Genomic DNA, 21483 nt, shown 5'->3' on the forward strand with positions numbered 1-21483 from the left:
CCTAGTAACACTGAAAAATTGTGCTTATCAGAATCGAGCGTCATCACCTCATTTTTCATAAATCCGAGTGACTCTGGAATCGTTTTACCATTGATTGCTAAAGCAACATTCACAACAGCGCTAGGGAACACATCGGGCTGTACAAAGGAATCTACTAATATTTCCCTTCAATAATCACAGCTGCGCCGTGCTTAGATATCGGTTCCCAGTTTGATGCCACTATCGCAGGCACCTCAGGCATAAAAGGCGTGCCGCCAATAATAAACTGGTTAGGTATTTCAAGATTTTCAGTGGTACTGACTATACCTAAAGGAACGTCGATATCACCTGTTTTAGATGAGCAATAAACACGGTGCGAATCATATAGTAAAGCCGAGCGAAAGTAGGGTTGGAACAACATATAGTTGTGTAACTCTTGGCACTCAGTGTCCTTCAGCGCCAATGCATAATGGCTGATTTCATCGGCATGAGAGATCAACGTATCTATGTGGCCTACATAAATAGCTCCCACACCTTTTACTTTATCTTCAAAAAAATACTGTGCAGAGAGATAACTTGCGACAACAGCAATTCCAATTGGAAACAATATGACTGCCAGCCATTGCCATAATGGTAGATTTAATTTTGCTAACTTTTTTCGCATAGTTCTCTGTTTAGTTCCTTAACTCGCACAGCACTCGGTTAAAAATGGTATCAAAATCTAAGCGGCAAGGTATGTATATGTTTGTATCTCAGTTCATATCAGCTTGATATAAACTGGCTAAATCGAGTTTTATTCTAGTATAAAAAACCAGTATGACATCAATGAGTTTTAATCTACTCCCACATCACCAAAATAGCGGCGATAGCGATAAGCACTAATCCAAGCATATCTTTTATCTTCACTTTTTCCTTCAGCCAAAAGGTGGCAATCAAGATCATAAAGAAGACTTCAACTTGGCCTAAGGTTTTAACATAAGGCACAGCCTGCAGCGACATAGCACTAAACCAGCCGATAGAACCTAAACAACTGGCGGTACTGGTAAGTAAAGTTAGCTTGGGACGCTGCCATAACGCTGTCAGTGTGGATTTATCCTTGAGTAACAGATAACTGACTAACAACAGCGTCTGTAAGCTGATCACGAATAACAGCACCCAAGCGGCGCTATGGGGAAAGCCGATATTCAAACACAAACTCGCCTCCCGCACCCAGAGCGATGTCAGCGCAAACGAAGTTCCACAGGCTAAACCAATCAATACCGTATTGAGCGACAGACTTCGAAGACCTTGTTTGGCACTCATCAAAAAAATCGCCACACCACCCAGCAACACACCCGACCAACCTAATGGCGATAAATGAGTGCCGAAAAATACTGTCCCTAATATCGCCGCAACGACAGCTTCGCTCTTTGCTAGCCCTGCCCCAATGGCAAAGTTCTGTTGCTTGAACAGTTTTACCATCAAGCCTGTTGCTAGGATTTGCATCGCCGATGCACCTAAAATAAAACCGATAAAACGGCCGCTAAAATCGGGGATACCGACATCCTGCCAAAGATATAAACCTGCTAGATACACGGCAGCAATAGGCCCTGCCCAAATAAAACGCGCCAAGGTCACGCCCGCAACACTCACCTCTTTACTCAGTTGGCTTTGAAACGCATTACGCCAAGCCTGCATAAATGCCGCCAGCAAAGTTAATAAGATCCACATGTAGGTATTCCCTAAAGAATGAGGTCGGCAATAGAGACGAGAGTAAGGCAAGCCTCATCATAAAAACATTCATGTTTCAGATAGCCATGGGGTGATGGCAGTCTAATTGTTTCTGCTGAAAAACAAAGCCCCGAACGAGTCGGGGCTTTGAGATTTAATCACTAAGTCACTAATTCATTAAGTCTTAGCTTGCGATTACTTGCTGGTATCGATGGGATCGAAAGACTTAACCAAATCATCGATTGCTTTCATCTGCTTCAGATAATTTTCTAACTGATGCAAAGGCAGCGCACATGGGCCGTCGCACTTAGCGTTATCAGGATCGGGATGCGCTTCAATGAATAGACCCGCTAAACCTAGCGCCATACCGCTGCGCGCTAACTCGGTCGCTTGAGCACGACGCCCGCCCGCAGAATCGGCACGGCCACCTGGACGTTGCAGCGCATGGGTCGCATCGAAAATGACAGGGTAACCAGATTGTTTCATCTCATCCATGCCCAACATATCAACGACTAAGTTGTTATAGCCGAAGCTTGAACCACGTTCACACAGGATGATCTCGTCATTACCCGCTTCGTTAAACTTAGTGATGATGTGGCGCATTTCGTGCGGCGCTAAAAACTGTGGCTTTTTCACGTTAATGATAGCGCCGGTTTTTGCCATAGCGACAACCAGATCTGTCTGACGGGCCAAGAATGCTGGCAACTGAATGATATCAACCACTTCAGCAACAGGTGCACACTGGTGCACTTCATGCACGTCAGTGATCAAAGGTAAGTTAAAGGTCTTTTTGATTTCTTCAAAAATCTTCAAACCTTCTTCCATACCTGGGCCGCGGTAAGAGTTGATTGAAGAGCGATTCGCCTTATCAAAGGACGCCTTAAACACATAAGGAATACCCAGTTTTTGGGTCACTTCGGCGTAGGTTTCAGCAATCGACATAGCGAGATCGCGAGACTCAAGCACGTTCATGCCACCAAACAACACGAAAGGTTTATCGTTAGCAATCTCGATTGAACCTAGGTTTATGATTTTATTACTCATCGCAACTTCTCTCTAAAATGCTGGAACCTTTCCCAGCGATGAACTGAATATAGGGCTAAGGCCGCTATGCTGCAACTAGCTGTAAAAGTTGACCACAGAGCCACGCCATGTAAGTCCCTAACGCATAACCAAATACGGCTAACAACACACCAACAGGCGCTAAAGCGGGGTGAAATGCCGCAGCAACAACAGGGGCAGATGCCGCACCGCCGACATTTGCTTGGCTACCCACGGCCATGTAAAACAGCGGGGCTTTAATCAACTTAGCCACCAATAACATAAAGCCGGCGTGCACTAACATCCAAATAATGCCCACTAAAAAGTACAGAGGCGTGTCGAGCACTTTACTCACATCCATGTGCAGACCAATCGTCGCCACTAAGATGTAAAGGAAGGCCGACGCCACTTTTGATGCCCCCGCCGCCTCTAAATGGCGCACAGGGCTGAAGGACATAGCCAAACCAATGGTTGTGACTATCACCACTAACCAGAAGAACTTAGAGGTTAAGCTGTAATCTTCGGTCCAAGGGTAGTTCGCTTCAAAAAATGGTCCAAGGAAATCGGCGGCCATATGGGCAATACCTGTGATACCAAAGCCAACGGCGACAATCAGCATAAGATCGCGCAGATTAGGAATGCGGGCATTTTCAGCGTGATACTTTTCTACTTTATCTTTTAACGCTTCAATTGCTGAGGTATCGGCACCCGTTCTGGCATCAATCTCTTTCGCCTTTGAGGCCATAAACAACAATACGGCCATCCAGATATTGGCGACAATCACATCGACTGTCACCATCACAGAGAAAATATTGCCACCTACCGCATAGATTTCTTTCATCGCTGCTTGGTTTGCGCCGCCACCAATCCAGCTTCCGGCTAAAGTCGTCATGCCGCGCCAAACCGCATCGGGACCATCGACCCCAATCAAAGAGGGCTCGATGATCGACACTAACAGCAAAGCAATTGGGCCACCGATGACGATACCGACAGTGCCGGTTAAAAACATGATTAAGGCTTTCGGCCCTAAACTTAAAATAGCTTTTAAATCAACGCTTAAAATTAATAAGACTAAACACGCTGGCAGTAAATAACGTGACGCCACAAAGTACAGCTGTGAGGTATTACCGTCGATCACCCCAAAGGTATTCAATAAAGAGGGCAAGAAATAACACAATAAAAGGGCGGGAATGAAACGATAAAACTTCTGCCAAAAAGGATGACTACTGCTACTGGTATAAAATACAAAACCTAGAATTGTCGCGAGTATCCCTAACGCCGTGGCATCGTTCGTCACTAAAGCCGTGCTTGTCATGCTAATTTCTCCCTGTTAATACAGTTATTATTTTATTTTTATTAGAGACTTAACCTTTAAGTCCCTGGGTCAAACTTTCATCTGCCCAGTGTTATTATTTTTGCTGATTGGATTGAACAGTTGATAAATAAGAAGAGCCCCGAAAGGCTCTGCTTTAATGGTAAATCTCGGCATGCTCGTTTAATTCTTTGAGCTGCATCTTCACGATTTCGATCACGGGGTCGTGGGGGCTGTTATCGACAAAATGCTGCAAATCAGCAGCGGCCACATTGATACAACCCAGCTGCTGCGCGATAAAGGCTCGCTCACGATTGAGGTGCACATCATCGCTATGCCATTGCAACAGCAGACTGCAACATTCCATCGCCGCCTCAAATTGATGCGACACTATGCAACCGGCTTTTAGCTCATGCAGCATACGCGTCAGCAGTTTTTTCACCGTTGCAGGTTTTAAGTAACTCGCCTTAAGCTCGGCCGCATTACCTAACTCGCCGCGCACTAACACATGCAACTGGTGACGGCTGAGCTCCTTGCCCGTCAAAGGGTCCAGATAACTCACTTCACCGGCAATCTTGCAACGCAGCACCGTATTGCCGGGTAGCAATATCGGTTCAAGCTCAAGATCTAACTGTTTTGCCAGTAACATCAAGACAGTTGCCAGCGTAGTGCTATTGCCTTGGCGGCTAATCAAGCAAGTGCCTAAATCCGCTGCCTCAGTACTAAAGTAATTATCGCGGACACAAAAGCCTAAATCCTCGTAAAACCAATGTAACAGCGCATTAAAACGCTGTTGTTGGTCAACCAAGTAATGACTTAATACGGCTCCCGCCATTTCAAACCAAGCCCATTTAGCGGCTTCTAGTTTAGAAAATCCAAGGTGCGCACCTACATCCAATGCCGACTCGGGCAATGAAATGCCATCTTGCAGAGTGTAGTTACCCATTAACCCAATAATACCGCTTGTTTAAAATGAGCCAATTTAGCAGCATAAACCAACCAGCCTATCGCGCCTAAGTAAGCAAACACTTTGAACAACTTGTTTCTGTTCGCCTTTATAGCAATCGCGCCTAGTACAATATAGGCAACCACAGCACCGATTTTTTCGGTCATCCAAGGATCGACAAAAGGAAATTGCTGGATCATAAAACACAGAGTTAAGCCCGACAGCAGTAAGAAAGTGTCGATAACATGGGGCGCTATCTTGAGCAGTTTCTTCTCCATCAAAGCCGATTGGCGCAGATGCAGGACAAAGCGCACGGTAAGCAGCAACACGCTCAACGCGATAAAGGTAAAATGCAGATGTTTAACCGCAGGATATAGACTGTAAAAAGTTTCCATTACGATACTTATGGCCAGTGACAAAGGCGCTAGTTTACCCTAATCCGTGACGGCATACCAATGCCTATCAGCCTAGATAGTCAGAGCTAACATCATAAAAAATCAAACGAGAAGAGACGATGAATTTAAGCTTAATTAACGATGAATCAACCGAGTTCGCCGATGCCGTAAAACAAAAAATTGTCGAATTTAACCAAGCCCAATGGCAAGGGCTTAGCCGTAAGAATCTCGGCATCAAATTACAAGACGCCGAAGGTAAACTGTTAGCAGGAATAAGCGGCAAAACCTTCGGCTATTGGTTGTTAATCGAGTATCTGTGGGTCGATGACGCCCTAAGACACCAAAAAATCGGCACGCGCTTGCTATTAGAAGCCGAAAGCCAAGCAAAAGCGCGCGGCTGCCAATTTGCCCTACTCGATACTTTAGATTTCCAAGCTAAGCCCTTTTATGAGCGCCACGGCTATCGCGTGCAATGGATACAACAAGCCTACCCAGAAACCGGCAGTAAATTCTTTATGGTGAAAGCGTTGTGATGTTTAAGGTTTGCGATCGTCACCTTAACATCTGCTTAAGGTGATTATTTAGAAAACAAAAACGCCATTGGCGATAACCAATGGCGTTCGTTAAATCGGTATAACTGGATAAATATCTTCACTTAAAGCAGCGCGTTATTCCGCCCATTTACCCATAGTACATCTGTCATTGCTGCCAAAGTCTCGCACTGTAGCGACATTCTCATAGCCCAGTTCGATAAGCTTAGCTCTGAGTCTTACCGCCTGTTCGAAGCCATGCTCGAGCAGGATATAGCCGTTAGGCTTTAAGTAATCTCGGGCAGTGTTGGCAATATAATACAGATCGGCAAAGCCTTCCTCGGCGGCGGTTAACGCGCTTTGGGGCTCGAAACGCACGTCACCTTGGTGTAAGTGTTCGTCAGTCTCATCAATATAGGGCGGATTTGAGACGATTAAGTCAAAGTCACGCGACTTTACCGCGCTAAACCAATCACTTTGAAGAATATCGACCTGCGGCAGCTTTAAGTTCTCACGGTTCGCGATAGCCAAAGCCACGGCATCATCGACTTTATCAACCGCCGTGATTTGCCAAGACTCACGCTCAGACGCTAACGCCAGCGCAATGGCCCCAGTGCCTGTACCTAAATCGAGCACTTTAGCGTAGGTAGAAAGCGGCATATTCAAGGCGGTTTCGACCAGAATTTCCGTGTCGGGACGCGGGATCAAAGTCGTGTCGTTGACGATAAAAGGCAGTGACCAAAATTCGCGCTCACCGACAATATGTGCCACAGGCACGCCCTTTTGGCGTTTCTGTACCATTTGCTGGAAGCGTTTCCACTGCTCAACCGTCAGGGATTTTTCAGGCCAAGTATATAAATAGCTGCGACTTTTATTGAGGCAATATAACAACAAAACCTCTGCATCCAGATGAGCGGATTCAGAGGTTGATGCTAACTGCACATAAGCCCATTGCAGGGCTTCGGCTATGCTAGATTGATCTGACAAAACTATCCCTGCTCGTCAGCCAGTGCGGCTAACTGATCGGCTTGATGCTCTTGCATCAGAGGCAATAAAATAGCATCGAGATCGCCTTCCATTACTTCGTTCAAGCGATATAAGGTCAAGTTGATGCGGTGTTCGCTCACGCGGCCTTGCGGGAAGTTGTAAGTACGTACACGTTCGGAGCGATCACCACTGGCAACCAGACTACGACGGGTCGATTCTTCGGCGCTACGGCGTTTTTCGTCTTCAACAGCTTGAATACGTGCGGCCAGAACACTCATGGCTTGGGCACGGTTCTTATGTTGCGAGCGTTGATCTTGGCATTCCACCACTATCCCTGTTGGAATGTGGGTAATACGAATGGCAGAATCAGTTTTGTTAACGTGCTGACCACCCGCACCCGATGAACGGAAAGTATCGACTTTCAGATCGGCAGGATTGATTGAAATCGCTTCCGCTTCAGGTACTTCATGCAGTACAACCACAGTCACCGCAGAAGTATGCACACGACCTTGGGATTCGGTTTCTGGCACACGTTGTACGCGGTGACCGCCGGATTCAAACTTAAGTTTGCCGTATACGCCTTCACCGCTCACCTTCATGATCACTTCTTTAAAGCCACCATGTTCGCCTTCGTTACAGCTCATAATTTCAATCTGCCAGCGATTTGCTTCGGCATAACGGCTGTACATGCGGAACAAATCGCCCGCGAAAATCGCGGCTTCATCACCGCCTGCACCTGCGCGGATCTCAACGAAGGCGTTTTTATCGTCGTCGGGATCTTTTGGCAGTAAAAGAATTTGCAGTTCATCTTCAAGATGCTCGAGTTTGGCCTTAGCGGCTTTCATCTCTTCCTGCGCCATTTCGCGCATTTCTGCATCGTCTTCTTCCAGCATTTCTTTGGCAGAATCAAGATCAGCCTGCGCTTGCTGATAGGCTTTAAAGCCAGCAACAACGTCTTCTAACTGGGCATATTCTTTCGATAACGCACGAAACCTGTCTTGATCAGAAATGACGCTAGCATCACCCAGCAAAGCCATGACTTCTTCATTGCGCTCGAGCAAGCCTTCCAGCTTGCGGATAACGGATTCCTTCATTTAACTCGCTAACCTTAGTGTTTATCTAATCCAAGCGCTGATCTTAACTGACCGAGAGTATTCAAATCGCCCTGACGACTCGCTGCCGTGAGGGCCTGTGTCGGTGCGTGGATAAGTTTATTGGTCAGGCGATTGGCTAGTTCAATCAATACCTGCTCAGTGTCTGAGCCCTGGGCTAGTTTATTCAGGGCACGTTCTACTAACTCATCTTTTACCGCCATGCTCTGGCTGCGATACTCGCGAATACTGTCGACCGACTCTAAAGAACGGATCCAATCCATAAATAGGAAAGATTGTTCTTCAGTAATTACTTCAGCTTGCTCGGCGGCTTCTTTTCGAGAAGCCATATTCTGTTCAATAATGCTATGCAGGTCGTCCACTGTATACAGAAACGCGTCATCCAAATCGGCGACTTCCGGCTCAATATCCCGGGGAACTGCTATATCAACCAATAACATAGGTTGATGGCGACGCTGCTTTAGCGCTTTTTCGACCATGCCTTTACCTAAGATAGGCAGAGGGCTGGCGGTAGAGGATATCACGATATCGGCTTTTGGGAGATAATCTGGTATCTGTGCCAGTGTAATTGCTGTTGCGCCAAACTCCTCACACATGCCTTGGGCGCGCTCTAACGTCCGGTTTGCTACGACCATAGACGCCACGCCGTTGTCTTTAAGATGTTTAGCAACCAGCTCTATAGTTTCACCAGCACCAATCAACAGCACTTTTGTGGTCGATATCGACGAGAAAATATGTTTCGCCATGCTCACCGCGGCAAATGCCACAGACACTGCGGCGGCGCCGATTTCAGTGTCGGTACGGACTTTTTTGGCGACAGAAAAGGTATTTTGAAAGAGTCTGTCTATTGTTAGTGCAACAGTTCCAGCCTCTTTGGCCTTAACGAATGCTTGTTTTACTTGGCCGAGAATTTGCGGTTCACCCAAGATCAACGAATCGAGCCCAGAGGCCACACGCATCAAATGCCTGACGGCATCCTGACCGTGATAATTATAGAGACAAGGCGCGACGTCCTTATGATCAAGGCCGTGATATTCTTCAAGCCACGCAATAATATCGGCCTCATCGCCGTTGTTGCAATACAACTCAGTGCGGTTACAGGTCGAGACAATAACGGCTTCACCTGAGCGTGTACGACTGGCCAGACTCTTCATAGCGTCATGAATTTTGTCCGGAGAGAAGGCAACTTTCTCACGCAGGTCTACCGTGGCTGTTTTATGGTTAATACCGATTGCTACAAGGCTCATCTGACTCTTTCTAGATTCTTGGCGACTCTCTTAATAAGGGCATTCTACTGAATCGGCCCAACTAAAAACAGAATACGCTTAACAAAACCGAATAAAGGTCTAACTTCTTACCTAAATTTTCTATCAATGATAGGTAAGGCAGGATTTGCCCCGAAGGAGCAAATCTAAGTGACCGCCGATGGAAATTTTACGTTTGGCATTGGTATTCTTTCCAAGCCCTCGTATCATAAGGACTTTGGTATATCAGTCATAGATGAATAATTTGAAGCGCCTCACAAAAACCATTTTCTCTTGTTTTACCTTAAGCGCCCTACTCTTGCTGGCGGGGTGTGAAACCTTGCCGCCGATGACTGACCTAAGCCCAATCACAGTCACGGATGCGCGCCAAGCAACCGCTTGGGAATTACAGGGTAAACTGGCGATAAAAACCCCTGACGATAAGCTCAGCGCTAATATCTACTGGCGCCACAGTGAAGATCGCGACGAACTGACACTCACCACTATGCTAGGTACGACGGTGTTGACGCTTAACTCAACCCCGAACTCGGCCCATTTGCATATCGATGGCAAAGACTTTCGCGACGATAATGCCCAACGTTTACTTGAGCGTGTCAGCGGTTGGTCGATCCCCTTGGCCGATTTACCTTTGTGGATCACAGGCCAAGTTGGCCCCAATGATCAGGTCATCGTACGCGATAGCCAAGGCAAACCTAAACAGCTAACCAATACTCAAACCCCGCCACCTTGGCAGGTCGCATTTTTAAGTTGGCAATCCCAGAGCGGCGCCAGTGTGCCCCATCAATTAAAGCTTGAACGTGGCGATTTACAACTCAAACTACAACTGAATCAATGGCAAGCTCTTGGCAAGCCCGCGATCTTAGTCGGAGAACAACCTTAAGATGCCCGCTGCAATTTCCCGCAATTGGCCTGCGCCAGCCAAGCTCAACTTGTTTTTACACATTAATGGCCGCCGTGCCGACGGTTACCACGAACTGCAAACCTTGTTTCAGTTTATCGATTGCTGCGACATGCTCGATTTTAAGGTCACTGAAACCCCTGAACTGATTTTGCACTCCAATATGTCGGGCGTTGTCGCTGACAGCGATAACTTAATTCTGCGAGCCGCAAAATCATTACAGCAAACCACAGGCTTTAAAGGCGGCGCTGAGATCTGGCTAGATAAACGACTGCCCATGGGCGGCGGTTTAGGTGGCGGCTCGTCCGATGCAGCAACCACATTAGTGGCATTGAACACGTTATGGCATACCCAATTATTAACCGAAGAATTGGCAAGAATCGGCCTTAAATTGGGTGCCGATATTCCTGTTTTTATTCATGGTTTCGCCGCTTTTGCCGAAGGTGTAGGTGAACGCTTACAAGCGGTAAATCCGAGTGAGCCTTGGTACTTAGTCATAGCTCCCGATGCGCATGTTTCCACCGCTGAAGTATTCCAAGATCCACTTTTACCGCGTGATACCCCGAAACTGGCCATAGATACCTTAATGAGCCAACCTTGGGCAAATGATTGCCAAAAACTCGTCGTTTCTAAATACCCTCAAGTTGCCAAGGCATTAGGCTGGCTGCTAGAATATGCGCCGTCGAGAATGACAGGAACAGGCGCATGCGTGTTCGGGGAATTCACACAACAGCAACAAGCTCTCGCAGCCTTGGCGAAATTACCGTCTGAAATGCAAGGATTTGTTGCACAAGGGATGAATATTTCGCCGCTCATCACGCGACTCAATCACCCTTAAACTACTTTCTTCTAGAGTAACCACTTAACGATAACGCCTCGGGTTCCTCCCGTCCCTACATCGTCGTTACTCTAGCCACTAAAATATAAAGCAAACGCCTGAGGTTCATACAGTGCCCGACATCAAGCTCTTTGCTGGGAACGCCACCCCCAGTCTCGCTAAAAAGATAGCCGATCGTCTATTTTGCAAACTCGGAGACGCAGTGGTTGGTCGTTTCAGCGATGGTGAAATCAGTGTCCAAATTAACGAAAATGTACGTGGGGCCGATGTGTTCATCATCCAATCCACTTGCGCGCCGACAAACGACAACCTGATGGAACTCATCGTGATGGTTGACGCGCTGCGCCGTGCATCTGCTGGCCGTATCACAGCCGTTATTCCTTACTTTGGTTATGCTCGTCAAGACCGTCGCGTTCGTAGCGCCCGTGTACCGATTACTGCAAAAGTCGTTGCCGATTTCCTGTCTAGCGTGGGTGTTGACCGCGTTCTGACCTGTGACCTGCACGCTGAGCAAATTCAAGGTTTCTTCGACGTTCCTGTTGATAACGTATTTGGTAGCCCAGTGCTACTAGAGGATATGTTAGCGAAGAACTTAGATAATCCAGTCGTTGTTTCTCCAGACATCGGTGGTGTTGTTCGCGCTCGCGCAGTAGCAAAACTGTTGGATGATTCTGATTTAGCGATCATTGATAAACGTCGCCCACAAGCGAACGTTGCGCAAGTTATGCACATCATTGGTGATGTTCAAGGTCGTGACTGCATTATCGTTGACGATATGATCGACACAGGCGGCACTCTGTGTAAAGCGGCTGAAGCCTTAAAAGAACATGGTGCGAACCGCGTATTTGCTTACGCAACTCACCCAGTGTTCTCTGGCAAAGCGGCTGAAAATATCGCTAACTCAGTGATTGATGAAGTGATTGTGACTGACACTGTTCCTTTAAGCCCAGAAATGTTGAAAGTGGCTAAAGTAACTCAGTTAACTATGTCTGCGGTACTGGCTGAGGCAATTCGTCGCGTAAGCAACGAAGAGTCTATTTCTGCCATGTTCCGTCACTAACTGTTCCGTCACTCATAGTAGTCACTGAACGTTCTGACTAATCTGAGTGGTTCCGATGCACAGTGTGCTGTTTTAACGAATAACTAAGCTTGCAGAGCTAATCACTCAGACATAAAAACGCACTCCTCGGAGTGCGTTTTTGTTAGTGTATTTTCTAAGCTAGCTTTTGCTCATCAGATTAGCATTGGCTTTTAAATATTAGATTTTAAAATTACTGACTGCACGGAATAAGAATTCAGCCTGCGCTTTCAGCTCATCCGATGCCGACGCATTGGCATCGGCCGCATGGGAGGATTCTTCGGCGATATCGCGGATCACCACCACGTTCTTATTCACTTCTGCCGCCACCATGCTTTGCTCTTCAATCGCCGCGGCAATTTGAGTACTCATGTCCATGATGTTACGCACATCTGTATTTATAAGCTTGAGTAAGGCACCGGCACTCGCCGCTTGCTCCGCACTCTCAACACCTTGTTTTTGACTCGATTCCATCAATTGCACAATCGAGCGAGTACGCGTCTGTAAGGTCTGAATAATGTTCGCAATCTCTTGGGTTGACGATTGAGTCCGCATCGCTAAGTTACGCACTTCATCGGCAACCACGGCAAAACCACGACCCTGCTCACCCGCACGCGCCGCTTCAATCGCCGCATTCAAGGCCAAGAGGTTGGTCTGCTCAGCAATACCGCGGATCACATCTAACACGCTACCGATTGTCTCGCTGTCACGTTCCAGCTCATTAACGACCGCAGCCGAGCTATTGAGCTGCTCAGCAAGTGACTGGATTTTATGAATCGTTTGCTCAACTTCTAATTGGCCGCTTTGCGCATTATCGTGGGTCTGACCCGCTTTTGATGCCGCTAACTCAGTTGTTTTAGCAATTTCGTCAATGGTTGCGCCCATTTCTGTTATCGCCGTTGCAACCATATCAGTCTCATTGAGCTGTTGACCTACGCCTTCAGAGGCAAGCATGGCATTTTCGGATACGCGCTTACAGGAGGTGTTAATTGTCGCGACTGACTCAATCACTTGCTCAATCAATTGCTGGAAGCTACTCACCATACTATTGAAATGCTGCGCAATTTCGCCAAGTTCATCTTGCGTTGATGCATCGCATCTCAAGGTCAGATCTTTACTCACTTCGATACGAGCAATGATCTGCGTGATGCGCTCAACCGGGGCGATAATACTGCGGATAATCAAATAGGTAATGATAGATAGCAGCAACGTGATAAAGATAAACACAGCAATACCTACATTAACGCTGCTGCTCTCAGCATCATCAATCGCCTTAAGCGCTAGGTTATGTAAGTCATTCGCGCTACTTTCAATTTGTAGGTTGGCAGCGACAAGACGCGCCATAGTGCCATCTTTCTCGGTTAAACCGAGTTGCTGCTCTTTATTGGTTAAGCTTTTAAAATCTTTCTGATACTGAGTAATAAGCTCTGCAATTTTATTTTGGGTATCGGCATCTAAGCTCGATGAACGTAGCTTGTCATTAAACTTGCCAATGTTGGCATCGAAGGTTTCAACATAACTTAGCTCTCGACGCAGCATAAAATCTTTTTCGTTACGTCTCAGTTGCAGCATAGCCACTTCGAGTTCGAGCTGATTGTATTGCTTCAGCAGCGTTTCAACATTATGCACCGCCGTACGCAATGTGCCGTACAAACCTGTTTTAGGCGTTAAGCCAATTTCCTGCTGTAGCTGCACCACTTCAGAAAAAGCAGCTTGATACTGATTTAAATTACTGTCAAAACTTTCAAGCGATGCCGTCGACACACCGTAATCTTTAAACACTTTCTCTAAATCGGGGACAATACCGTCGATGGCCATGTGGCTTTGTTTATGTAATTCAACATATTTTAAATCCTTGCGAGCGAAGAAATCCTTTTCGTTTTTACGCAACATCAATACATCGCGCTCTAACTCAAGCACACTTTGAGCGGCATGCGAGAGCTCCGACTTAACCGAATTTGAATGGAGTTGTAATCCAAACATGGCAACTAATGCCGAAATAGACACAGCTGCGCTGAGTAACAACTTTGAGCGGATTAGCATAGAAAGTCCCCGAATAAATAACCTATCTTAAAAAGATAGCTGCAAATTAAGCCTTTAACAGCGCCAGTGTAGCAATACATGAAAAGTTCATATCAAATACTCTGATAGCTTGTTGATTAAAAGCTCACATATCGAAAGCACCTCATTATTTCTAGCTTAGTTCATCAAGATACTGTCGGCATATTTTACAAAGTAATGCGTGTTAACCTTGGTAACGATACCGTTTAAACGCCGATAAAAATATTACAATACCAATTGGTATAAAATTAATAACTTCATAAGCTTAACTGTATATTTTCGCGCGGATTCTACTACAGATTACAAAAATGTTACGCTGAATAATGAATCTTAATAAAATATATTTTTTACGACTCCAAACCTTTTGCTGCATTCAGTGCGTCAAAACTACAACACTTAATAATTGGCAGGGAATGACAGTGACAGCAGGGATACTCCCACTCAATAGCGCAATGTCTGACTTTGAACTGGCCACCTTAGCCAGCCAAGGAAACAAAACCGCCTTTAAACTGCTGTATCAAAACTATCACCAACGTATCTATGCCCTATCACTGCGCCTTTGTGGTCATAAAACCATGGCGGAAGACATTACCCAAGAATGCTTTATTTTAGTGTGGCAGAAGTTGCCGCAATTTCGAGGTGAGAGTCAGTTTTCCACTTGGTTACACAGTATTTGTGTCAATCAAGCCTTGAGCAGTATCCGTAAACAACAATCATTTTGGGCGCGATTTATCCCGCTGGAAAATGAAACTGAACCTATGAGTTCAGATGAAAGTTATAGCGGATTAGACAAGTTGATTTTCAAACTGCCGCAGCGGGCTCGCATAGTCTTCGTACTCTGCGCCATCGAAGGTTATCAACACGATGAAATCGCTGACTTACTTGGCATTGCGGTCGGTACTAGCAAGACCCAATACCATAGAGCTAAGCAACTACTACAGGAGATGCTGTAATGACGTTAACGCCGCTTTCCCGTGAACAACAGCTTGAGCAACTGATCAATAGCGCCCCCAAAGAAATGTCGCCCAGCCATGATCTGTGGCAGGACATTGAAAAGCGCATGGACAAACCGCTTATGTCGCAAACGCGCCAATCCCAGCACGGCAGACTGTGGGCAATAGCCGCCTCCTTTATCCTTCTGGTGGCATTGGGGTATACCCAGTTACCCTATTTCAATCCATTAACCACGCAGCAGACAGAGCTTGCTCAGAACTCAGCTATGCCAGCGCAACCAGGGGATGCGGCCTTACAGTTATTACTCACTCAAATTGCAGCATCGCACCAAGTGCAAGTGGATAACCTAGAGCAAACAACGAATGCACTAGCTTGGCAGACCAGCAGCTTTAGCGCGCCCGTTGAGCAAGGTTTGGCTGAACTAAGACGGGCGGCAACTCAGATTTACCAAGCTTTACAAGCAAATCCAACCGATAAACAACTTTGGCAACTCTGGCTTTGGGTGCAGCAGCGTGAGCTCGACCTATTACAACAGGGCCAAAAATTACCCATTAAAAACTCGACACAAGGAAATACCCTATGAGTAACCTCAATCTCACTAAAACCAGTCTATTAGTTTCGACACTCTATTTAGGTTTAATGGGCAATGTGTTCGCAGCGCAAAGCGTTGATAAACAGCTCAGTATTGGCAGCGACACCCAATTGCAGATCAAAGTCCAGCGCGGCGATGTGACGATTCAAACCTGGGATAAGAGTGAAGTCAGTGTCACAGGCACACTCGATGAATTGAGTGAAGGTTTTGTGTTCGAGCAACAGGGAAACAGTCTGAATATCGAAGACAAGATGCCTCGCCACTATAATGGCAATAATGACAAGGGCTCGCAGCTCACCATTAAAGTACCAAAAACAGTAAAACTCAATGCAGACACTATTTCAGCGAATCTGCAAGTTGCCGAAGCCCAAGGTGAACTCGATTTAAATACCGTCAGTGGCGATATCAAAGCTAACAACCTCAGTGGTAAACCTGAGTTAAATACCGTCTCTGGCGATATCACAACCAAAGCACTTGATGGGAAAATCAAATTAGAAACCGTATCCGGCACGATTCAAGACACTGACAGCAAAGGGGAAATGAACTATCGCCTCGTTAGCGGCGACTTAAATAGCCAAACTCAGGCAGAAAAAGTCACGGTGGAACAAGTTTCTGGCGAAGTGAATGCTAACTTTAGCCTCGCAAAGGAAATCGTACTCAGAACCGTCAGCGGTGACTCAAAAGTATCACTGGCGAAAAACTTCAACAGAGCCAATTTAGAAAGTGTGAGCGGCGATATCATAGTGACGTTTGCCGATATGCCAGATGCCAGCTTTGACTTAGACGGTGGTCCAGGTGGCAAGCTCAAAAACACCTTAACCCAAGATGAGCCTAAAAAGCAGAAATACGTGCCACGCGCCGAGTTGTCATTTCAAACAGGCTCTGGCACAGCAAACGTGAAGATGAATACCATCAGCGGTAATCTGATTTTAAAGAAACAGTAATAATAAAAGCTAGTTAGCACAAATAAAAAATGCCGCCACAAATCAAACTCGGGCGGCATTTTTTTATATTAAACTCGTTAGACTGAAGCTATCTCTTCAGGCGTCAAATATCGCCATTCCCCCAGCGCTAAGGCGGGATCTAATTCAATTTGGCCTACACTTTCACGGTGCAATCCTTGCACGTGGTTGCCCACCGCAGCAAACATACGTTTCACTTGATGGTACTTACCTTCAGTGATGGTGAGTCGCACTAATTGCGGCTCAATAATCTCCAGCAATGCAGGCTTAGTTAAGCCATCTTCACCGCGTAATTCAACGCCAGCGGCAAATATTGCAATCAAGCTGGCATCCACAGGATCGGCGAGTTGCACTAAATAGCGTTTACCGCATTCTTTCTTCGGTGAAGTGATTTTATGCGACCACTGGCCGTCGGTCGTGATCAGCACTAGCCCTGTGGTATCGGCATCTAAACGGCCGGCAATGTGCAAGGTTTCAGGCTTTGGCACATCCACTAAGCTCAATACCGATGGATAGGTTTCATCAATCGTTGAACAAATGGTGTCGACCGGTTTGTTGAGCATTAAATAACGTACGCCCACTAAGGCGATAGGCTCGCCCTCGAGACAAACACGCATACCTTCAGTCACTTTAAAGCCCGAGTCTTTGACGACTATGCCATCGCAAGTGATATCACCGCGATGCAGGGCTTTTTTCGCTAATGAGCGAGTCAGTGGGGTACTCTCACAGATAAATTTGTCTAAACGCACGTCAATACTCAACTTCAATAAAGAAAACTGCCATATTATGAGGCCGACCACTTCAAAGGGCAAAGAATTGCTGCTCAGCACACTATGTGTTTCTGTTTAGCCCTTACGCATTAACGACAGTCACCCTAGGGAAAGATGACATGACTGAATTCCAAAAGATGATCACAGGCCAAGAATATGATTGCCTTGCCAACGAACTATTAAGTTTACGAGCTCAGCAGCAACGGCTGAATCGACAATTAAATCAAATGATTGACCAAGATACCCCAGAGTACAGCCAACTCTGTCAGCAGCTCATTCCCCATAAATCACCAGCCGCAACGATATCCACGCCGATTTTTATCAGTTATGGCGCCAACCTATCCCTTGCTGACAAAGTGTTTATCAATGTGAATGTCACCTTGCAGGATAATGCACCTATTTTTATTGGCGAGCAGACTATGGTCGGCCCCAATGCACAATTTTATACCTCGAGTCACCCACTCGATGCCGAGCTGCGTTGCTCAGGTTTAGAAACCGCTAAAGCAATTAAGGTCGGTAAACGGGTATGGATTGGTGGCGGCGCTATCATAATGCCAGGCGTCACTATTGGTGATGACGCCATCATAGGCGCAGGTGCTGTGGTCACAAAAAATGTGGCCGCCAAAACCGTGGTCGCAGGTAACCCCGCGAAGCCGATCAGGCTGCTAATTTGATTGCGTGTAAAAAATGCGAAAGCTAAGTACTCGCTTACCTGAAAAGGCTTGCATACGGTAACTTTGCCGCTAATGAGCTTAAGACTGTAACTGGTAACCTTTAGTTACATATGACTCAAGATAAATCCGCGATAAAAACTGTAATGACCTTGTTTAGATTCCTAGTAAGGCATTAACATAGTTCATTGCGCCTGAAGCAATCCCATTTTGCAAAAAATAACAGCCCCAATAATGGGCACAATAATAAACTCGAAGGAAACGACATGAGAAAAGTACTCATTGGGGGACTGTGTGCCTCACTTATCGCAGGCCTTACTGCCTGTAATGACAAGCCAGCCGACGTTAAAGCACCTGAAACCGCTAAAACAGCCACCGCAGTTGCTGTGACTCAGGTACTGGGTTCTGGTATTGAATTCGCTAATTTTGATAAAGCGGTTCGCCCACAAGACGATTTCTACAAATATGTTAACGGCACTTGGCTGAAAAACACTGAGATCCCAGCCGATCGTACTAGCATTGGCGCTTTCTACGATTTACGTGAAAAATCACGTGACGACGTAAAAGCTATTATCGAAGAAGTAGCAGCAACGCCCAATCTGGCCGTTGGTACAGATGAGCAAAAAGTGGCCGATTTATATCGATCATTTATGGATACTGACACGCTCAACAAACTGGGCGTGACACCAATCCAAGGTGAGTTCGATGCCATTAATGCCTTAAAAGATAAAAATGAATTAGTGAAGTACTTCGCCCACAGCCAAATCGCTGGTGCGGGTACGCCTATAGCATTTTATATCGATATCGATGCGAAAAACTCTAGCCGTTACGCGACTCATCTCTATCAATATGGCCTAAGCCTGCCAGAAAAAGACTACTATTTTAACGAGTCAGAACGTTTCGTTAATATCCGTAAAGCGTATGTCGCTCACATCGAAAAGATGTTTACTCTTGCTGGTCTTGCTAATCCTAAAGCCAGCGCTGAGTCTATCCTTGCCCTAGAAACAGCGATTGCCTCTAAGCATTGGGATGTGGTTGAAAACCGCGACAGCACTAAAACCTACAATCTATATCAAGTGAAAGATTTGCCAACACTGGCACCGGATATCGATTGGACTGTCTACTTAACAGCGCTTGGCGCAGACAAGCAAACCGACATCATCATTAACCAGCCTAGCTATATCCAAGGTCTGAACGAGGTTTTAAAAACGACCGATTTAGCCACTTGGAAAACCTACATGCAATGGCAAGTGCTGACGCATGCGGCGAACTATTTGAGTGAAGCGCTGGACAACGAAAACTTCGATTTCTTCTCTAAAACCTTAAACGGCCAAGAAGAGCAAGAACCGCGTTGGAAGCGTGGCGTAGCCTCTGTTAACGGCATGCTGGGTGAAGTTGTCGGCAAAGTGTACGTTAAACGTCACTTCACGCCTGAAGCCAAAGACCGTATGCAGGCACTGGTGGAAAACCTTCGTGGCGCTTACGGCGACAGCATCAAAGATTTAACCTGGATGAGCGACAGCACTAAAGTGGCTGCTGCGGATAAGTTAGCCAAATTCAACCCGAAAATCGGTTACCCGAACAAGTGGGAAGATTACAGCAAGCTGAGCATCAAGGCTGACGACTTAATCGGTAACGCTATTCGTGCCAGCGAAGTTGAACATGCTAAGTCATTAGCCAAACTGGGCGCGCCAATCGACAAAGACGAATGGCACATGACCCCACAAACGGTTAATGCTTACTACAACCCAACCATGAACGAAATCGTCTTCCCTGCGGCCATTCTGCAACCACCATTCTTTAATTTGGCGGCTGATGATGCAGTCAACTACGGTGGTATTGGTGCCGTTATCGGTCACGAAATGGGCCATGGTTTCGACGACCAAGGTGCTAAGTTCGATGGCGAAGGCAACATGCGTGACTGGTGGACTGAGCAAGACTTGAAAGAGTTCTCTGCCCGTGGCCAAGCGCTGATTGCACAATACGACGGTTACTTTGTGTTTGACGATTTGCACGTCAACGGTGGTTTAACGCTAGGTGAGAACATTGGTGACTTATCAGGTGTGACTATCGCATACCGCGCCTATAAGAAATCACTCAATGGTCAAGAAGCACCGGTCATCGATGGCTTAACAGGCGATCAACGTTTCTTCATCGGTTTCACTCAAATTTGGCGCGCGAAAGCCAAAGAAGAAGCGATGCGTAACCGCGTAGCGACCGATCCACACTCACCTGCGGAATTCCGCGCTCTGGGTGCTCTGTCTAACATGCCTGAGTTCTACACCACATATGATGTGAAACCCGGTGATGCTATGTATATCGCACCAGAAAAACGCGTAAAAATTTGGTAAGCCAGATTTAAATCGCCGCTCGGCTGCATAAGCTGAGCAACAACAATGGCGCTCACTGTCACAGGTGGCGCCATTTTTATTTGGCTAAACTCCTCAATCCTGAGTGATGAATGTGAACCCATGCGCAAGATGAACAAGTCTTAATGATTGATTCAGCTTTAATTAAGCAAAAGAAGCCTATGGTGAATGGGTGACCTGTACAACTCACCCATAAGGAAGTAGGCCGCATGACTAAGTTATTTCGTACCTTTTTTATTTTTCTACTCTTATTATCGAGCCGCGCTGGTGTAGCAAATTCTCTCGACGTCAGTGACACAAAAACAGAACGTGGTAATTACAGTGCAAGACAGGCACAAAACCACGATCTACAAGGTCTATACGCACTCAGCAGTCAGACCTTTGATGCGCCTCGTCAAGCCTCGAATGACTTATCCGTTCTCCATCACCAAGCCTATGATGCTCAAGCTGAGCTGGCTCAGTTGCTTACCCGAATTGCCCATCATTCACAGACGCAAGTGATTATTCCTCCGGTGAAGAGTTATCAAAGAGCCGCCGATAAAGTGGCGACAAAATTTAACGGTGACGCCAGCCAAATTACCGACCTGGCAAGGGCAAGTATCGTGACCGACAGCATTCAAGATCTGATGCAGGCTTACCAAGCCTTGAACGAGCAGACCCAAGTGGTGAAACAAAAGAACCGCTTTGCCGAACCCAAAGCATCTGGCTATCGCGATCTCAACTTGCTGGTGCGTTTACCCCAATCGGGCATGATTGCCGAGGTGCAATTGCATTTGCAGGATATCGCCGATATCAAAAACGGCCCAGAGCACAAGGTATATGAAAAAGTGCAAAGGATTGAGGCCAATGCCCGTAAACAGCAAAGATCACTCAGTGAGTTTGAGCTGGCACAGATTGCCCAATTACGCCAAGAATCACACAAGCTGTACCACAAAGCATGGCTTAACTATAAGCGAGTCGATGAAGCCAGTTTATTAAGAGTCTCAGTCGCTTAACCCACAACCGCTTCCACT

Annotated in this window: 21 protein-coding genes; 10 read left to right on the forward strand and 11 right to left on the reverse strand. The window is 46.4% G+C overall.

Annotated features, from left to right (window positions below; all coding sequences use genetic code 11):
• Nucleotides 1-154 precede the first annotated feature (154 nt).
• The 6 genes from Q4Q46_RS10370 to Q4Q46_RS10395 form a co-directional block, all read right to left on the reverse strand.
• Nucleotides 155-643, reverse strand: a complete 489-nt coding sequence (locus Q4Q46_RS10370) for a CSS-motif domain-containing protein (RefSeq protein WP_311905903.1) — start codon at nucleotides 641-643, stop codon at nucleotides 155-157.
• A gap of 173 nt (nucleotides 644-816) precedes the next feature.
• The gene (locus Q4Q46_RS10375; RefSeq protein WP_311905904.1) at nucleotides 817-1689 is read right to left on the reverse strand and encodes a DMT family transporter; all 873 of its coding nucleotides are present in this window, start codon (nucleotides 1687-1689) and stop codon (nucleotides 817-819) included.
• 195 nt (nucleotides 1690-1884) lie between these two features.
• Complete coding sequence (kdsA, locus tag Q4Q46_RS10380) at nucleotides 1885-2733, reverse strand: 3-deoxy-8-phosphooctulonate synthase (protein ID WP_071938555.1); 849 nt, start codon at nucleotides 2731-2733, stop codon at nucleotides 1885-1887.
• A gap of 64 nt (nucleotides 2734-2797) precedes the next feature.
• Complete coding sequence (locus Q4Q46_RS10385) at nucleotides 2798-4045, reverse strand: DUF819 family protein (protein WP_014615390.1); 1248 nt, start codon at nucleotides 4043-4045, stop codon at nucleotides 2798-2800.
• A 154-nt stretch (nucleotides 4046-4199) separates the two neighbouring features.
• Complete coding sequence (locus Q4Q46_RS10390; RefSeq protein ID WP_006080264.1) at nucleotides 4200-4988, reverse strand: SirB1 family protein; 789 nt, start codon at nucleotides 4986-4988, stop codon at nucleotides 4200-4202.
• Nucleotides 4988-5383 (reverse strand): SirB2 family protein, encoded by a 396-nt coding sequence (locus Q4Q46_RS10395; RefSeq protein WP_006080263.1) that lies wholly within the window; start codon nucleotides 5381-5383, stop codon nucleotides 4988-4990. Before Q4Q46_RS10395 ends, Q4Q46_RS10390 begins: the two co-directional genes overlap by 1 nt.
• 119 nt (nucleotides 5384-5502) lie before the next feature.
• Between Q4Q46_RS10395 and Q4Q46_RS10400 the strand changes: the two genes are divergently transcribed.
• Nucleotides 5503-5916 (forward strand): GNAT family N-acetyltransferase, encoded by a 414-nt coding sequence (locus Q4Q46_RS10400; RefSeq protein WP_259214898.1) that lies wholly within the window; start codon nucleotides 5503-5505, stop codon nucleotides 5914-5916.
• 135 nt (nucleotides 5917-6051) lie between these two features.
• Here Q4Q46_RS10400 and prmC read toward each other — a convergent pair whose 3' ends face one another.
• From prmC to hemA, 3 genes are read right to left on the reverse strand one after another with little or no spacing between them, the layout of a single operon-like run.
• The gene (gene prmC, locus Q4Q46_RS10405) at nucleotides 6052-6900 is read right to left on the reverse strand and encodes a peptide chain release factor N(5)-glutamine methyltransferase (protein WP_006080260.1); all 849 of its coding nucleotides are present in this window, start codon (nucleotides 6898-6900) and stop codon (nucleotides 6052-6054) included.
• A 2-nt stretch (nucleotides 6901-6902) separates the two neighbouring features.
• Nucleotides 6903-7994, reverse strand: coding sequence for a peptide chain release factor 1 (gene prfA, locus Q4Q46_RS10410; RefSeq protein WP_012090152.1), 1092 nt, complete (start codon nucleotides 7992-7994; stop codon nucleotides 6903-6905).
• A gap of 14 nt (nucleotides 7995-8008) precedes the next feature.
• Nucleotides 8009-9259: a glutamyl-tRNA reductase gene (gene hemA, locus Q4Q46_RS10415; RefSeq protein ID WP_012090153.1), complete on the reverse strand. Its 1251-nt coding sequence runs from the start codon at nucleotides 9257-9259 to the stop codon at nucleotides 8009-8011.
• A 253-nt stretch (nucleotides 9260-9512) separates the two neighbouring features.
• Between hemA and lolB the strand changes: the two genes are divergently transcribed.
• From lolB to Q4Q46_RS10430, 3 genes are all read left to right on the forward strand, one after another.
• The gene (gene lolB, locus Q4Q46_RS10420; RefSeq protein ID WP_006080257.1) at nucleotides 9513-10157 is read left to right on the forward strand and encodes a lipoprotein insertase outer membrane protein LolB; all 645 of its coding nucleotides are present in this window, start codon (nucleotides 9513-9515) and stop codon (nucleotides 10155-10157) included.
• A gap of 1 nt (nucleotide 10158) precedes the next feature.
• On the forward strand, nucleotides 10159-11013 hold the full coding sequence (gene ispE / locus Q4Q46_RS10425) for a 4-(cytidine 5'-diphospho)-2-C-methyl-D-erythritol kinase (RefSeq protein ID WP_311905905.1): 855 nt from the start codon (nucleotides 10159-10161) through the stop codon (nucleotides 11011-11013).
• A 112-nt stretch (nucleotides 11014-11125) separates the two neighbouring features.
• The gene (locus Q4Q46_RS10430; RefSeq protein WP_006080255.1) at nucleotides 11126-12073 is read left to right on the forward strand and encodes a ribose-phosphate pyrophosphokinase; all 948 of its coding nucleotides are present in this window, start codon (nucleotides 11126-11128) and stop codon (nucleotides 12071-12073) included.
• A 198-nt stretch (nucleotides 12074-12271) separates the two neighbouring features.
• Here Q4Q46_RS10430 and Q4Q46_RS10435 read toward each other — a convergent pair whose 3' ends face one another.
• The gene (locus tag Q4Q46_RS10435; RefSeq protein WP_311905906.1) at nucleotides 12272-14134 is read right to left on the reverse strand and encodes a methyl-accepting chemotaxis protein; all 1863 of its coding nucleotides are present in this window, start codon (nucleotides 14132-14134) and stop codon (nucleotides 12272-12274) included.
• Nucleotides 14135-14571: 437 nt separating this feature from the next.
• On the opposite strand from Q4Q46_RS10435, the gene Q4Q46_RS10440 reads away from it, so the two are divergent.
• From Q4Q46_RS10440 to Q4Q46_RS10450, 3 genes are read left to right on the forward strand one after another with little or no spacing between them, the layout of a single operon-like run.
• Nucleotides 14572-15105, forward strand: a complete 534-nt coding sequence (locus tag Q4Q46_RS10440; RefSeq protein WP_300479197.1) for an RNA polymerase sigma factor — start codon at nucleotides 14572-14574, stop codon at nucleotides 15103-15105.
• Complete coding sequence (locus Q4Q46_RS10445) at nucleotides 15105-15689, forward strand: anti-sigma factor (RefSeq protein ID WP_300479194.1); 585 nt, start codon at nucleotides 15105-15107, stop codon at nucleotides 15687-15689. Before Q4Q46_RS10440 ends, Q4Q46_RS10445 begins: the two co-directional genes overlap by 1 nt.
• The gene (locus Q4Q46_RS10450; protein ID WP_311905907.1) at nucleotides 15686-16642 is read left to right on the forward strand and encodes a DUF4097 family beta strand repeat-containing protein; all 957 of its coding nucleotides are present in this window, start codon (nucleotides 15686-15688) and stop codon (nucleotides 16640-16642) included. Before Q4Q46_RS10445 ends, Q4Q46_RS10450 begins: the two co-directional genes overlap by 4 nt.
• Before the next feature lie 77 nt (nucleotides 16643-16719).
• Here Q4Q46_RS10450 and rsuA read toward each other — a convergent pair whose 3' ends face one another.
• Nucleotides 16720-17472 (reverse strand): 16S rRNA pseudouridine(516) synthase RsuA, encoded by a 753-nt coding sequence (rsuA, locus tag Q4Q46_RS10455; protein WP_311905961.1) that lies wholly within the window; start codon nucleotides 17470-17472, stop codon nucleotides 16720-16722.
• 77 nt (nucleotides 17473-17549) lie between these two features.
• On the opposite strand from rsuA, the gene Q4Q46_RS10460 reads away from it, so the two are divergent.
• The 3 genes from Q4Q46_RS10460 to Q4Q46_RS10470 all read left to right on the forward strand — a co-directional run bounded on the left by Q4Q46_RS10460 (nucleotide 17550) and on the right by Q4Q46_RS10470 (nucleotide 21465).
• Nucleotides 17550-18104: a sugar O-acetyltransferase gene (locus tag Q4Q46_RS10460; RefSeq protein ID WP_012588521.1), complete on the forward strand. Its 555-nt coding sequence runs from the start codon at nucleotides 17550-17552 to the stop codon at nucleotides 18102-18104.
• Nucleotides 18105-18367: 263 nt separating this feature from the next.
• Nucleotides 18368-20452, forward strand: a complete 2085-nt coding sequence (locus tag Q4Q46_RS10465) for a M13 family metallopeptidase (RefSeq protein WP_311905908.1) — start codon at nucleotides 18368-18370, stop codon at nucleotides 20450-20452.
• Nucleotides 20453-20679: 227 nt separating this feature from the next.
• A complete protein-coding gene (locus tag Q4Q46_RS10470) occupies nucleotides 20680-21465 on the forward strand; it encodes a RelA/SpoT domain-containing protein (RefSeq protein WP_311905909.1) in 786 nt (261 codons plus the stop codon).
• Nucleotides 21466-21483 lie beyond the last annotated feature (18 nt).

This window comes from Shewanella vaxholmensis (assembly GCF_031932135.1).
Lineage (GTDB): Bacteria > Pseudomonadota > Gammaproteobacteria > Enterobacterales > Shewanellaceae > Shewanella > Shewanella hafniensis.